The sequence below is a fragment of the Carnobacterium sp. genome, assembly GCF_040274425.1.
In genome coordinates this window covers 1-14,720 of sequence record NZ_JBEMBC010000016.1, presented here as the reverse complement: position 1 = coordinate 14,720, position 14,720 = coordinate 1, and the positions used below count along the sequence as shown (strand labels likewise).

At 34.7% G+C, this 14,720-nt stretch carries 16 protein-coding genes, 1 tRNA gene and 2 riboswitches; of the genes, 3 read left to right on the top strand and 14 right to left on the bottom strand.

Annotation, left to right across the window (positions count from 1 at the left end):
- Positions 1-129: 129 nt before the first annotated feature.
- Positions 130-705 (bottom strand): PTS sugar transporter subunit IIA, encoded by a 576-nt coding sequence (locus tag ABS911_RS05000; RefSeq protein ID WP_350466598.1) that lies wholly within the window; start codon positions 703-705, stop codon positions 130-132.
- Positions 706-1,020: 315 nt separating this feature from the next.
- Here ABS911_RS05000 and ABS911_RS04995 point away from each other — a divergent pair, with 315 nt between their 5' ends.
- Together ABS911_RS04995 and ABS911_RS04990 are read left to right on the top strand one after the other, a co-directional pair.
- Positions 1,021-1,476: a DUF948 domain-containing protein gene (locus ABS911_RS04995; RefSeq protein ID WP_035021013.1), complete on the top strand. Its 456-nt coding sequence runs from the start codon at positions 1,021-1,023 to the stop codon at positions 1,474-1,476.
- 32 nt (positions 1,477-1,508) lie between these two features.
- Entirely contained in the window at positions 1,509-1,892 is a 384-nt protein-coding gene (locus ABS911_RS04990) for a YtxH domain-containing protein (RefSeq protein ID WP_350466597.1), read from the top strand.
- Between the two features lie 121 nt (positions 1,893-2,013).
- Here the strand turns inward: ABS911_RS04990 and thiE are convergent, their stop codons facing one another.
- The 4 genes from thiE to ABS911_RS04970 form a co-directional block, all read right to left on the bottom strand.
- The gene (gene thiE, locus ABS911_RS04985) at positions 2,014-2,634 is read right to left on the bottom strand and encodes a thiamine phosphate synthase (RefSeq protein WP_350466596.1); all 621 of its coding nucleotides are present in this window, start codon (positions 2,632-2,634) and stop codon (positions 2,014-2,016) included.
- A 4-nt stretch (positions 2,635-2,638) separates the two neighbouring features.
- Positions 2,639-3,454: a bifunctional hydroxymethylpyrimidine kinase/phosphomethylpyrimidine kinase gene (gene thiD, locus ABS911_RS04980; protein WP_350466595.1), complete on the bottom strand. Its 816-nt coding sequence runs from the start codon at positions 3,452-3,454 to the stop codon at positions 2,639-2,641.
- Positions 3,451-4,194: a hydroxyethylthiazole kinase gene (gene thiM, locus ABS911_RS04975; protein ID WP_350466594.1), complete on the bottom strand. Its 744-nt coding sequence runs from the start codon at positions 4,192-4,194 to the stop codon at positions 3,451-3,453. Before thiM ends, thiD begins: the two co-directional genes overlap by 4 nt.
- Before the next feature lie 143 nt (positions 4,195-4,337).
- Positions 4,338-4,436, bottom strand: a riboswitch (TPP riboswitch).
- 57 nt (positions 4,437-4,493) lie between these two features.
- A riboswitch (TPP riboswitch) is annotated at positions 4,494-4,592 on the bottom strand.
- A 148-nt stretch (positions 4,593-4,740) separates the two neighbouring features.
- Positions 4,741-6,201: an alpha-amylase gene (locus tag ABS911_RS04970; protein ID WP_350466593.1), complete on the bottom strand. Its 1,461-nt coding sequence runs from the start codon at positions 6,199-6,201 to the stop codon at positions 4,741-4,743.
- Between the two features lie 208 nt (positions 6,202-6,409).
- Between ABS911_RS04970 and ABS911_RS04965 the strand changes: the two genes are divergently transcribed.
- Positions 6,410-6,625: a DUF378 domain-containing protein gene (locus ABS911_RS04965; protein WP_013709710.1), complete on the top strand. Its 216-nt coding sequence runs from the start codon at positions 6,410-6,412 to the stop codon at positions 6,623-6,625.
- A gap of 106 nt (positions 6,626-6,731) precedes the next feature.
- Here ABS911_RS04965 and ABS911_RS04960 read toward each other — a convergent pair whose 3' ends face one another.
- The 9 genes from ABS911_RS04960 to rpsF all read right to left on the bottom strand — a co-directional run.
- Complete coding sequence (locus tag ABS911_RS04960; protein ID WP_502880500.1) at positions 6,732-7,544, bottom strand: ZIP family metal transporter; 813 nt, start codon at positions 7,542-7,544, stop codon at positions 6,732-6,734.
- Between the two features lie 180 nt (positions 7,545-7,724).
- Positions 7,725-7,797, bottom strand: a tRNA-Lys gene (locus tag ABS911_RS04955).
- 152 nt (positions 7,798-7,949) lie between these two features.
- Positions 7,950-9,242 carry an adenylosuccinate synthase gene (locus ABS911_RS04950; RefSeq protein WP_350466592.1) on the bottom strand — a complete coding sequence of 431 codons (1,293 nt, stop codon included), beginning with the start codon at positions 9,240-9,242 and terminating at the stop codon, positions 7,950-7,952.
- A 187-nt stretch (positions 9,243-9,429) separates the two neighbouring features.
- Entirely contained in the window at positions 9,430-10,818 is a 1,389-nt protein-coding gene (gene dnaB, locus ABS911_RS04945; protein ID WP_350466591.1) for a replicative DNA helicase, read from the bottom strand.
- A 191-nt stretch (positions 10,819-11,009) separates the two neighbouring features.
- Entirely contained in the window at positions 11,010-11,465 is a 456-nt protein-coding gene (gene rplI, locus ABS911_RS04940; protein ID WP_023176499.1) for a 50S ribosomal protein L9, read from the bottom strand.
- 4 nt (positions 11,466-11,469) lie between these two features.
- Positions 11,470-13,470, bottom strand: coding sequence for a DHH family phosphoesterase (locus ABS911_RS04935; RefSeq protein WP_350466590.1), 2,001 nt, complete (start codon positions 13,468-13,470; stop codon positions 11,470-11,472).
- Positions 13,471-13,680: 210 nt separating this feature from the next.
- A complete protein-coding gene (gene rpsR, locus ABS911_RS04930; RefSeq protein ID WP_013709704.1) occupies positions 13,681-13,920 on the bottom strand; it encodes a 30S ribosomal protein S18 in 240 nt (79 codons plus the stop codon).
- Between the two features lie 30 nt (positions 13,921-13,950).
- Positions 13,951-14,475 carry a single-stranded DNA-binding protein gene (gene ssb, locus ABS911_RS04925; RefSeq protein WP_041556011.1) on the bottom strand — a complete coding sequence of 175 codons (525 nt, stop codon included), beginning with the start codon at positions 14,473-14,475 and terminating at the stop codon, positions 13,951-13,953.
- Between the two features lie 46 nt (positions 14,476-14,521).
- Positions 14,522-14,720: 30S ribosomal protein S6 (gene rpsF / locus ABS911_RS04920; RefSeq protein ID WP_350466589.1), on the bottom strand; the 199-nt coding region annotated here is incomplete at its 5' end.

Here is a 14,720-nt window from a genome sequence, read left to right as displayed (position 1 = left end):
TAATTAATTTGCTATAAGAATGACAAACTATTCTACGTTTCATTATACCGAACATACGGTAAGAGTGCAAAAACAAAATCAAGAGCTGTATACATGCTCTTGATTTTATATCATTGATTGGCTAATTTTTTAATAACCCTCGATAGTTAATGCAATTGTTTTTCCAGCTTGAGCTTCGACTTCATTATTTGGTTTGAATACGTAATGGTAATTTTCATTTTCTCCATTTATCACAATGACTGGTATAAACAATCGGCAACCGCGGCTAAGTAGGTATTCCTTATCAAACTTTACCAGCGGGTCTCCTTGTTTAACGGTCATACCTTTTTTTAAATGCGTTTCAAAACCTTCTCCATTTAAGGTTACTGTATCTAAACCAACATGTACGAGAACTTCTAAATCGTCATCTGTGCGGATTTCAAATGCATGAGATGCATCTGCTACTTGGAATAATCTTCCGCCAATAGGTGCACAAACTACATTAGAAGTAGGAATCATAGCAAAACCTTCTCCCATCATTTTCTCAGAAAACACAAGATCCGGCACTTCTTCTATCGGTATCATACTACCATCTGTTACAGCTACCAATGATGATTTTTTCTTCCCTAGCAATTCGTTTTGTGCTTCTTGTTTTGAAGATACGTCCATTCCAATAAATCCTCCAATACCTAACTCTTTTTTATTCATCTCTTGATCTTTCCTCATTATTTATTTTATCTCTAATTGTACCGGATTCTAAATGCTTTGACCATCTTTAAAAAAAATCTATCCAAATTCATTCGTTATTTAATTTTAGAGAAATTAAGAATTTTAAGTTTGTCTTCTCTTTTATACATTAGTCACATTTTACAATAATACGATTTCATTTTATTTGGCTATTCCCATTTTTAATGGTATTCTTATAGAAAATAAAGGTAAACTGATTACTCATTGATAAAATGAGTGGCTAATTTTACCTATTTCTTATTAAGTTAAACCAATTTTAAACTCTATCTTTAATGAAAGGAGCGTAAAAGCTAAATGTCAATCGAATTTATCATAGCTATTGGTATCGTGGTTTTAGCCTTGGTTGCTTTAGTTATTGTCGGAATACTCATTGGTAAAAAGGTAGGGAGTTTGATGAAAGAAATTAATTCAACTCAGACTACTGTTCAAGATCAAATAACTCATTTTACAAAAGAAACAGATGCTATAACAAGTAAAATAGACCATATGACCACTCGAGTAGATAGTATGACAAAAGATGTAGCTGTTAAACAAGCTTATATTTCTGATTTTACTCAGACAACAGCTGATTTTGGAGATTCTATCAACGATTTAAAACAAAATAGCACTAAAGTCGCTTCCTATTTCCTTTCTAGTTCAAGGAGAAAAGTAACAGTTACTCCTCCTCGAATAACAAAAGTAGGAAAAACAGCTTTAAAGATGTACCAGAGTAGAAAAAATAGAACAAAAAAACGTTTTTCATTTAACTAAACCAAATCAATTTAGAAAAGGGGAACTTTGTTATGGCTAATAGTTTTACTAGAACTTTATTTGTAGGAGCTGCTGCTGCAGTTACTGCCTTATTACTCGCTCCTAAATCAGGAAAAGAATTACGACAAGATATTAAAACGCAAGCAAACGATTTAAAAGATCAAGCAATGGATCAAGTAAATAGTTTTGCTGATGAAGTAAAACAAAGTTACAAAGAAGTTGAAGAGGAAATCAGTTATACTGATCCTGAATTAGCTGCTACCATTGAAGATATTGAAACAGACTTAAATTTACACTCTGAACCACTTGATAATTCAGATTTTACAGGTGCTGTGGAAGTTCCACCAACAGCTGTAGTTGAAGACTTATCTAATGCTCCTGACTTATCTGTTGAAGAAAGACGTGGACAATTATAGACCTAAAACGAACTTAAGATAAAAACAACACTCCCGCTAATGAGCAAATCATTAGCGGGAGTGTTGTTTATTTATGACTATTCAAATAATAAAGAAACGGTATATGGATCCTTTAAAACAATTAATTTATTCTTTTCGTTAGAAGGAGGTTTTTAACCGTTTGCCTAATATCTTTACTGCGACAGATAACTGAAATAACCGATACCCCGTCTGCTCCTGAAGAAAGAACGTCACTAGCATTTTCTTCTGTGATTCCTCCTATACCAACAATAGGAAAGTTATTAAACTGTTTTCGCATAACACTTAAAAAATGCAATCCAGCAGGAGGCTTCGCGTCTTTTTTAGAGCATGTTTTGTATATTGGACCAATTCCCACATAATCTGCTCCATTAAGTATTGCTTGTTCCATTTCTTTAGAATTGTGTACAGAAACGCCTACTATTTTTCCTTTCGCTTGTTTACGAAATCTAGAAAGAGCTAAATCTTCTTGTCCAATATGGATACCATCAGCATCTAGTTTAAGCGCTAGTTCAACATCATCGTTGACGATAAAAGGCACTTGATATGCTTGACACATTTTTTGGCAAGCACGAGCAAACTCTTCATAGATGATACCTGTTAATGCCCCTTCACCTTTTTCACGTAATTGGAAACATGTAATACCTGCTTTTAATGCTTCTTCAAGTGTTTTCAAAGGGTCTTTTGTGCAGTTCCTTGTTCCCATTATAAAATAGACGCTCAATATATTACAATCCACTTACTACTACCTCACAGATTCCTTGCTGACCATTATAAGCAAAATGATTTGTTGGTCCATGTCCATTTCCAATATGAAGAGGAGTGGAAATAGCTAGATGGATGAATTTTTTTGCTTCAATTATAGATTCCTTTATCGATAGTCCTTTTGCAATATTTGCTGTAAGAGCTGCAGAAAACGTACAACCTGTCCCATGTGTATCTTTTGTTTGTATACGAGGGGTGCTTATCGAAAAAGAATGCTGACGAGTGTATACTCTATCCGTTGCCTGTTCTCCATCTAAATGACCTCCTTTTATAATCACGCATTCAACCCCCATTTGAAGGATTTGCTGTGCAGCTTCTTCAATATCTTTAACCTCTTTAATTCGTCTACCTGTTAACAGTTCTGCCTCAGGAATATTTGGTGTGCAGATTGTTGTATAAGGAAAAAGTTTTTCTATTAATGTTGTTACTGCTGCATCCTGTAAAAGATTTGCTCCGCCCTTTGCGACCATCACAGGATCAACAATCAACGGAATATTTTGTTGTTGTATGATTTTAGCTACAACTTCAATAATTTCAGTTGAGAATAACATGCCGGTTTTAATTGCTTTTATAGAAAAATCATCCAGCACAGTTTGTACTTGTTGTTGTACAAATCTTGGTGATACTTCAAAAATGCCGTGGACTCCTAGTGTATTTTGGTCAGTTAATGCTGTAATAGCTGTTGTCCCAAATACACCAAGTTCTTGAAATGTTTTTACATCTGCTTGAATTCCAGCACCACCACCTGAATCTGATCCGGCAATTGTTAATGCAATCATTTCTCCATCTCCGCTAACTCTTGCAAGGCATTCATAAATTGTAAAGCAAACGTTCCTACCTCATTTGTACTATGCTCAGCAGCTTGTTTGTAGTCTTTTAGCGTTGTTGCTAAATCTTGCAGTTGATTTGTATCTCCAATAGCAAGAGACGCTGCACAGATAGCACTTAATAAACACCCAGTACCTGTAATGTGTGTCGCTATTTCCTTGCCTCCTGAAATATGAATTCCCTCATGCCCATCTGTTATAAAATCTGATTCACCTGTTACAATAACAAAGCACTTATACTGCAAAGACATTCGCTTTGCTACTAGAGCAATATCTATTTCACCTGTGCCGCTATCTACACCTTTTGATTGCCAAACCTCACCTGCAATTGCTGCTAATTCTCCTACATTGCATCGAATTAAATCAAACTGAATATTTTTTAAAAATAGTTGAACCAATTGTCTCCGATAACTTGTAGAACCAACGCCTACAGGATCCAACACTATAGGAATGGATAATTCATTGGCTTTTTTCCCAGCTAACATCATAGATTCTGCTGTACGATCATTCACAGTGCCAATATTAATAAGCAATGCTTGGGCAATCGACACTATTTCAGAGACCTCGTTCATTTCATCAGCCATAATAGGTGAAGCACCGACTGCAAGCAACCCATTCGCTGTAAAATTAGCAACCACATAATTTGTCATGCAATGCACTAAAGGAGCTTTTTTTTTAATTTGTACTAACATGTTTCATTCCTCTTTCCTCTACTTTTTTTGTCTGCCATTTCTTTCACTATTCATCAAAAAAAACTAATTTTCAGTCCTCCTTTATTTTGGACGCAAGCAAAAAAAAGCCTCTACAACAGTTGTAGAGGCTAAAAAAGTGTATAAGAAAAACACTAATCGCTCCCTACGTCAGTATTAACTAACAGGTTCAAAGGGTCAGGTTTTAACCTTCTCAACACAAGTGTGTCCCCCCGCAATTAAAAGTTTTACAAAAGAAAAACTCCCCATAAAAATGGAGAGCTCAGTACGTATAATCTAATACATATGTACATAGTGCTCCCTACGTCAGTGTTAACTAACAGGTTCAAAGGGTCAGGTTTTAACCTTCTCAACACACATGTGTCCCCCTGCAAAACATTTAATTACTTATAAGCTTACTATAGACAAACTATTTAATCAATTCTCTTAAGTAAATAGACATTAAGAGTACAAAAAATTAACTAATGAATAGACTTTTTCAGTCTATTCATTAGTTAGCAACAACTTGATCTTTTTCTTTTAGTTTAATTATTCTTCTTTATTAACCCATACAGATATGGATCCAGCTTCTACAAGAAAATGACCATTTCCTTCCTCATCAATAATTACTGTCTCCGCACAATTGCCTAAATAATCTTCATAAACAAATCCCTTTTTTTCTTTTCCTACAAGCATATCTTTATATCCTTCTTCACTATTTGAAATGACTACGGCACAGCCCTTTGGATACTCTTCATTTCCTGATCGAGTCCAACCAATACAATTTCTGTGATCAAAATAATCTGTTTGATTTCCATAAGCATAATTCTTTTTAAGGTACAATAATTTATCGATTATTTCACGTTGAGGTTCAATTGGGTTATCCCCTTTAATACCATAATAATCACCGTAAAAGAGCACTGGATAGCCTTCTTGTCTTAGTAAGATAACTCCATAAGCTGCAGGCTTAAACCAAGGTTCAACAAATGATTCAAGAGATTGGCTTGGCTGTGAATCATGATTGTCTACAAATGTTACAGCTTGTGTAGGATTGTTTTTGATTAATGTTTGGTCAAGTAAATGTGTCAAATCAAATTCATTACCTATTTTTGAAGCTTGTTCCAATTGATGATGTAAACCCACATCAAATAAATCCAACTTGTAATCTTGACTATCTAAGTAATTATTTAAACTAGAGTAATTTTGATCCCAATATTCTCCAACAATAAAGAATTGTTTGCCAAAATTAGATTCAATACTTTCACGTAATTCATAAATGAAATTTTCGTTGATGTGTTTGACTGCATCTAACCTAAATCCATCTACTCCCGTTTCTTCAATAAACCAGTTAGCCCATTTTTTTGTTTCTTCAATAACTTCTGGATGACTGTAATCAATATCAGCGTACATTAGGTAATCGTAATTGCCATATTCATCATCTACTGTTTTATCATCTGCCCAGCCTTTATTTTGTCCTTCAATGCGATAAATAGCTTTTTTCTCGTTTTCTTGATTGTAATCCGTTCCTGAAAAATGGTACCAATGCCATTGGAAATCAGAGTATTTTCCTTTTCTACCTGGAAAAGTAAACTCTGTCCATCCTTCAATTTCATAGGGTTCACTGATTGTTTGATTGCGATCATCCGGATCCACTTCAATCGCTTTAAATCGCTCAACTCCATCTGCACCTGCTTTATGATTTAAAACAACATCTGCATAAACTTGGATCTCGTATTTATGCAGCTCCTCAATTGCTGCTATTAGTTCCTCTTTTGTACCATATTTAGTACGCACAGTTCCTTTTTGATCAAATTCTCCTAAATCGTATAAGTCATAAATGCCATATCCATTATCTTTTTCCCCAGTACCTTTAAAACAGGGTGGAATCCATACACTTGTTACCCCGATTTCACTTAAATGTTTTGCATCTTCTTTTAACCGTTTCCAATGCTTTCCATCATTTTCTACATACCATTCGAAATACTGCATCATCAGTCCATTTTTATGCATGATCTTCATCCTTTCGAGAACTAATCCATTATCTAGCCAATTATTTAATTTATTGCTTGCTTAAAAATTACACTTTAGTGATTTTATCAATTTTATCATTTTTTCATCAAAAAGAATAATAACAAGAATTTCTTTTGCAAGTCACATTAATCGACAACCAATTTTAAACAAAGTATAGTTATTCTATCAAATAAAGGAGGTTATCTAGATGAAAGCATTGGATAGTATTGCGTTAGCACTACTAATTGTTGGCGGTTTAAACTGGCTCTTGGTTGGACTATTTGAATTTGATCTCGTTGCTACAATTTTTGGCGGACAAACATCGTTGTTATCTAAAATTGTTTATATCATCGTTGGTTTATGTGCATTGTATTCCTTAAAGTTCTTCCCTTTATTAACTTCAAACCACAAAGATAGACATTAATTTATTCATAGAAATTAAATACCGTATAAAAAAGGGACTCAACATTAATTTGTTGGGTCCCTTTCCTATTTTAATTATTCAACTAAGTAAACAGATTTACTTTTTTCTACCCAAGAGCTACATCTAAAATCATCATAATTGTAAAACCAATCATTAACCACATTGATGCTAAATCCTTATTGCCATTTTCTTGGGAACCAGGTATAACTTCCTCTGCAACAACAAAAATCATAGCTCCAGCAGCGAAGCTTAATGCATATGGAAGTAGAGGTTCCATGACTGTAACAGCTAATACACCTAGAACAGCTGCCAGTGGTTCTACAGCTCCGGAAAGTTGTCCATAGTAAAAACTTTTGGCTCTGGACATACCATCACGTCTTAATGGCATAGAAACAGCTGTACCTTCTGGAAAATTTTGAATACCCATACCAATAGCTAAAGCAACTGCACCTGCGATAGAAGCTTCGGGATTACCGGCTGCAACTGAACCAAACGCAACTCCTACTGCCAGTCCTTCTGGTATATTGTGCATTGTAATGGCTAAAACTAATAAGGTACTTCGTTTTCTCTTTTGAGGATTAACACCTTCAGCTTCTGATGGAGGCATGTTTGGATTTAAATGGGGCAATAAATTATCCGCACCCCATAAAAAGAAACCACCTAACATAAAACCAATAGCTGCAGGCACCCATGCCGGAAGTGGACCACTTTCAGCCATGGAAATAGCAGGTGATAAAAGTGACCAAAAACTGGCTGCAATCATTACTCCCCCAGCAAAACCTAGCATGCCATCCATTAACTTTTGATTCACATTCTTAGTAGAAAATACTAAAGCAGCTCCTAACGCTGTCATTCCCCATGTAAAGAGCGATGCAACTATCGTTTGTACTATAGGACTTAAAGAACTAAAAAACTCAATCACTTACTTCACTCCTTATATATAATCCTAACTATTTATTCTTATTCAGTATAAGTCTCTTTTCATTTTTCTACAAATAGTTAGACGCAGATATATATAGAAAATAAAAAAGAGACGCAATAAACGTTTTCGAAATGCTTTCGCACCAACGTTTATTCGTCTCGTGGGTTTGGCACCCAATGGGCTGTGGGGGGCTCGAACCCTCGACCCGCTGATTAAGAGTCAGCTGCTCTACCAACTGAGCTAACAACCCATTTTTTTACCTTTTTGCTTACAAAGTATAGTTTAACACATTTTATTGTTTTTATGTAAAAAAAATTGCCAAAAAAGATCCTTTTTCTAACTTTTATTAACTAAAAAAATTAACCAAACAAAAAATCTTTTGCTTGGTTAATCGTTAATTTATTATACTTGTGCCCAAACACTTTCTAAGATGTTTGTTTGGTCGCGGTCAGGTCCAACTGAGAACGTTGAAATACGAACACCTACTAATTCAGAAATGCGGTGTACATAATTTCTTGCGTTTTCAGGGAGCTCTGCTAAAGTACGACATCCTGTAATATCTTCACTCCAACCTGGTAATTCTTCGTAGATTGGTGAACATTCAGCTAACTCTTTTAGACTTGCTGGATAATGTAAAATTTCTTCTCCATTGCGTTCATAAGCTGTACAAATCTTAACCGTCTCTAAACCACTTAAAACATCAATTGAGTTTAAAGAAAGATTAGTGATTCCAGATACTCGTTTTGAATGACGCATCACTACAGTATCAAACCAACCAATACGACGTGGACGTCCAGTAGTTGTACCATATTCACGACCAACATCACGGATACGTTGTCCTACTTCGTCAAATAATTCAGTTGGGAACGGACCGTCTCCAACACGTGAAGTGTATGCTTTACATACGCCAACTACTTTATCAATTTTTGAAGGACCAACACCACTACCGATAGTAACTCCACCAGCTACTGGATTAGAAGAAGTAACGAAAGGATACGTACCTTGATCAATATCCAACATAACCCCTTGAGCTCCCTCAAATAAGACACGTTTGCCATCATCTAAAGCATTATTTAATACTACTGATGTATCACAAACATACTGTTTAAGTTCTTGTCCATATTGATAGTACTCTTCGAAAACATCTTCAAAGTCAATTGCAGTAGAATCATACATTTTTACAAAACTACGATTTTTTTCTTCTAAATTAATACGCAAACGTTCTTCAAAAATTTCTTTATCTAGTAAATCAGCAATTCGGATACCGATACGAGCCGCTTTATCCATATATGCTGGTCCAATACCTTTGATCGTTGTTCCAAGTTTTTGATCACCTTTAGAATCTTCTTGTAATTGATCTAATTGAATATGATAAGGCAAGATAACATGAGCACGATCAGAAATACGTAGATTCTCTGTTGTTATTCCTTTGTCATGTAAATAAGCTAACTCTTTAATAAGTGCTTTAGGATTTACAACAACACCATTTCCAATAACACTGATTTTATCTTTAGAGAAAATTCCTGATGGGATTAAATGCAATTTGTAAGTTTCGCCATCAAATTGAATAGTATGTCCGGCATTGTCACCACCTTGATAACGTGCAATGACTTCCGCATTTTCACTTAGAAAGTCCGTAATTTTACCTTTTCCTTCATCGCCCCATTGTGTACCAACGACTACTACTGAAGACATATAAACACCTCATTAATTTTTTTTTACCCAAATACTTATTAATTTTAGCAGTAAATGATGATTGTTTCAACAAAAAAACGAATATTTTATTTTATTTTAACTAAAAAAACCTAAATAAACGAACATTATTTTTTTATTTCTAAAAAAAAAAAGACAAAATGCGAACAATATCTCGCATGAGTCTTTTTTAACGTTGAGCCATATCATCAGGATAATAGCTTAATGAAGAAAACTTATTGTATTCTTTTATAAATAAAAGTTTAACTGTACCCCTTGCACCACTTCTATTTTTTTCAATAATGACTTCTATCACATTGTCTTCACCGGCAGATCCATGATCATCATCGTCATCTTCTCCCTCTTCGCGATCATAATAATCATCACGATATAGGAAGGCTACGATATCAGCATCTTGTTCAATTGATCCAGATTCACGAATATCACTTAATACTGGACGTTTATCTTGACGTTGTTCCACACCACGTGATAATTGGGATAATGCTATAACAGGAACTTTTAATTCTTTTGCTAATTTTTTTAATTGACGGGAAATCTCAGAGACTTCTTGTTGTCTACTTTCACGTCCAGTACCTTCAATTAATTGCAGGTAATCAATCAATACCAAGCCAAGATTGCCTTTTTCTTGTTTTAATCGACGACATTTAGCACGAATTTCAGCTATTCTAATTCCTGGTGTATCATCGATGTAAATGTTGGCTTTTGATAAACTACCCATAGCTACAATCAGGCTTTGCCATTCTTCCTCTGATAATGTCCCCGTTCTCAAATGGCCAGCGTCTATACTTCCTTCTGCACAAAGCATCCGATTGACCAATGATTCTGCTCCCATTTCTAAACTAAAAATAGCAACTGTTTCATCCGTCTTTGTTCCAATATTTTGAGCAATATTTAAAGCAAATGCCGTTTTCCCTACAGCGGGACGCGCAGCTAAAATAATTAATTCTTCTTTTTGTAGTCCAGCTGTCATTTTATCTAATGCCTGATAACCTGTAGGCAAACCAGTAATTTCTTCATTATTTTGATACAGCTGATCTATTTGTGCAATAGAGCTGTTCAACACGTCTGAAATAGCTAAAAAACCGCTCCTGTTGCGTCTTTCAGATACTTCTAGAATACTACGCTCTGCCTCGTCTAAAATCGATGCTAGCTCGTCTCCTTCTTCATATCCTTTAGTAACGATGTCTGTTGCTGTATGGATCAGATTTCGTAAAATAGCTTTTTGTTCTATTATCTTTGCGTAATACTCCATATTAGCAGCTGTTGGGACAGCGACAGCTAATTCTGCTAAGTAAGCCATTCCGCCAATATCTTCTAGCTGATTTTTAGATTCTAGTGCATTGGTTACTGTAACGATATCGATAGCTTCATTATGGTTATTTAATTCTAACATTGATTGAAATATCAATTGATGTCCGCGACGATAAAAATCCTTCGACTCAATAAATTCTAAAGCGCCAACAACCGTCTCAGGATCTAGAAATATTGAACCTAAAACAGCTTGTTCAGCTTCTATACTCTGTGGCGGTAAGCGATCTTGAAAAGCTTCTTGTACCAATAAATTCTCTCTCCTTCATTATCAACACTCTTTTTAGTTTGGATTTTTTTGTTGGATTCAATTCTATTATTTTACCTTAAAACAACCCCAAACACAATCTACCAAAAAGAACTCTTGTTCCCTTTTTTATTTTAAACAAAAAACATTTGGCTCTTAAAATGTTTTTAAGCCAAATGTTTTGTTTCATTCATTTAATTTTCTGGTAAAACTCTGACAGTAATTGTTGCAACTACTTCAGGATGAATTTTCACGTCGATTTTCATTGAAGCTAAACTTCTGATTGGAACGGGTAATTCTATTTTACGTTTATCAAGTTTTATGTTTAACTGCTTTTGTGCTGCAGCAGCGATTTGTTTTGTTGTAACTGAACCAAACAAACGACCATCTTCAGCAGCTTTTGTTTTGATCTCGATTGCATTTTCATCTTTTTCGAGAAATTCTTTTACCTTTTTAGCTTCTTGTAGAATCTCTTCTTCTTTTTTTTCATCCGCTTTTATTTTACCATTCAATTCACTAATACTAGCTGAAGTAGCTTCTTTAGCTAAGTTGTTTTTCAATAAAAAGTTATGTGCGTATCCATCTGCTACGTTTTTGACATCACCTTTTTTTCCTTTACCTTTTACATCTGCTAAAAATATAACTTTCATAATTTTATTCCTCCTTAGTTTGGTTTAAAATAACCTCACGCAATTGTTCTTTTGCTTCTTTTATCGTAATATTTTCTAATTGCGTAGCTGCATTAGATAAATGTCCGCCGCCACCTAACTGTTCCATAATAACTTGAACATTTATTTCACCTAAACTGCGGGCACTAATGCCAATTTTATTATCTGTACGTTTAGTAATGACAAAAGCTGCATCTACGTTAGACATAGAAAGCATCGTATCAGCTGTTTGTGCTGCTACCACTGTATCATAAATAGTATTCTCTTCACCAACAGCAACCGCTATATTTTTAGTCACAAATTCGATGGTCTCAATTAAATGACTACGAAGCAGGTAAGTTTCTTTATCTTCTTTCAATAGTCGTTGGATCATAACTGCATCTGCACCACAAGACCTTAAGTAACTTGCAGCATCAAAAGTACGAGATCCCGTTCTAAGAGAAAAACTATTAGTATCTACAATAATTCCACCTAATAACGCAGTAGCCTCGATCTTATTTATGGGATCTGCTTCTTCTGATTGGTACTCGAATAGTTCTGTAATCAGTTCAGCTGACGATGAAGCATAAGGTTCGATGTAAACTAAAGCTGGATTTTCTGGAAATGCTTCTCCACGACGATGATGATCAATGACAACTACCTTATTTGTTCGAGAAATTAAATCTGGAGCTATACCCATAGAGGGACGGTGGAAATCAACTAACACAACTAAACTATTGTTTGTAATCATTTGTTCAGCAACAGCAGGTGTTATAATATATCGGCTAATTTCATTGTCCTTTTCTACTTCTTTCATTAACTTAGAAATATCCTTGCTAAATTCGTCTGGATTTACAATAACCCAGGCTTCTTTATTGTTCATTTCAGCAATTCTTCTAATGCCTAATGAAGCACCAATAGCATCTAAATCAGGATACTTATGTCCCATAATAAAAATTTGATCAGATTGTTTCATTAATTCTTGAAGCGCTTGACTGATCATCCGAGAACGAACGCGCGTTCTTTTCTCCATAGGATTTGTTTTCCCACCATAATAACGCGGCTCAGCATCATAACCTTTTACAACAACTTGGTCTCCACCTCTACCTAGGGCTAAATCTAGATTACTTTGGGCTAATATAGATAATTCACTTAAATCTTCAGATCCATATGCAATACCTATACTCAATGTTAGAGGGAAATTTTGTTTTGAAGTTCTCTCTCTAATTTGATCAACAATACTGAATTTTTCTTCTTCCATTTTAGCTAAAGACCTTTTATGCATCATCACGATAAAGCGATCTTCTGTTATGCGCTTTAAGTACACATGATGCAATTTAGCCCAATTAGATAATTGAGTTGTAATAAAATTATCTAAATTAGATATATTTCTATCGGTCATTCCTTGAGTAATCTCATCATGATTGTCGACAAATATATTTCCAATAACTATTTGTTCTTCCTCATACTTAGATTGAATGATAGCGTATTCTGTAATATCCATAAGATAAACAACTCTAATATCTTTCTGAACAATTATTTGAAAAACTTTGTCGCCCCATTTTGCCTTTTTCAACCCAGAGTCTTGGCTTTCTTTGACAAGTATTGCTAATTCGCTATCAACGTCTTCTAACTGCTTACCTAACACTTCTTGGTAACCTAAATGCGATTGAAGATAAGGGTTAATCCATTGCAATTGTAAATTTTCATTAAATAAAAGAATACCAATGGGCATCTTTATCAGAGCTTCTTGCTCTCCGCGCTTAATTCGAAATGCTAAATCTGAAATGTATTTTTTATTCTCAACGGATAATTTCTTTGCCAAATCATACAATAAGAATATTACCCCTATAAAAATAACTAATAACGCTAAACCGATTCCAAAGTTAGCGATAAATCCTAAAACAATTGTAACCAACTGAAACACCATTATAATGGCTATAATAGTCTGGATTTTTTTATCATTTAAGAATTCCGGAAGTTTTTCTTGAGATAGTTTCTTATTCATAACAGGCCCCTTTTTCCATCTCTCTCCTAATTAAAGTTCAACCTCTATTTTACCACTTGTTCTCTAAGTAGACAACTTGTTTCACATGAAACAAAATCATAAAAAAGTTTCACGTGAAACATATTCCATTAAGCATTTTCAAACTCAAACTAACAATTGAATTTTAAAAAATAAAAAGAGTCGAGACATTTGCCTCAACTCTTCATCTTTTTATTGTTCGTCAGTTACGAAAGGTAATAATCCCATAATACGAGCACGTTTAATTGCTTTAGTTAATTTACGTTGGTTTTTCGCGTATGTTCCAGTAACACGGCGCGGTAAAATTCTACCTCTTTCAGAGATAAAACGTTTCAATAGGTCAATATCTTTGTAGTCCACGTGTTCGATGTGGTTTGCTGCAAAGAAATCAACTTTACGGCGTTTTTTTCCGCCTCTACGTTGTTGAGCCATTTCATATTCCTCCTTTACGTCCCATTCTTTTTAGAATGGTAAATCGTCATCTGAAATATCAATCGGTTGTCCGCTCTTTTCAAAAGGATCAGAGTTTCCAAAATTTTGATATTGTTGGTTACGGGGAGCTTCTTGTGAATTACTTTGTGTGTTATTGTTATAAGGTTTTTGTTGAGAACCGTATGATCCCGATTGAGCTTGAGAGTCATTCTGATCTTTACGTTGGTCATTTTTAGATTTTGATTCTAATAATGAGAACGTTTCAACAACTACTTCTGTAACATATACACGTTGCCCTTGTTGATTATCATAAGAACGTGTTTGGATACGGCCTTCTACACCTACTAATGCACCTTTTCTGGTGAAGTTTGCAAATGATTCAGCACTCTTTCTCCAGATCACACAGTTGATAAAATCGGCATCTCTTTCACCTTTTTGGTTTGTAAACTGTCTGTTTACAGCCAATGAAAAAGTTGCTACCGCTGTGCCGTTTGAAGTGTATCTTAAATCAGCATCTTTTGTTAATCTTCCAACTAAAACAACATTGTTAATCACATTGCCCACTCCTTCCGATAAAATGTTTCATGTGAAACATTTTTGCTTAGTCTTCTTCTCTAATTGTCATATGACGCAGAATATCAGAACTGATTTTAGACAAACGATCGAATTCGTTAATTGCAGCTGCATCATTAGCAGTAAGTTTTACGATATGGTAGATTCCTTCGTGGAAATCTTTGATTTCGTAAGCAAAACGACGTTTCGACCAGTCTTTAGATTCAGTGATTTCAGCACCATTATCT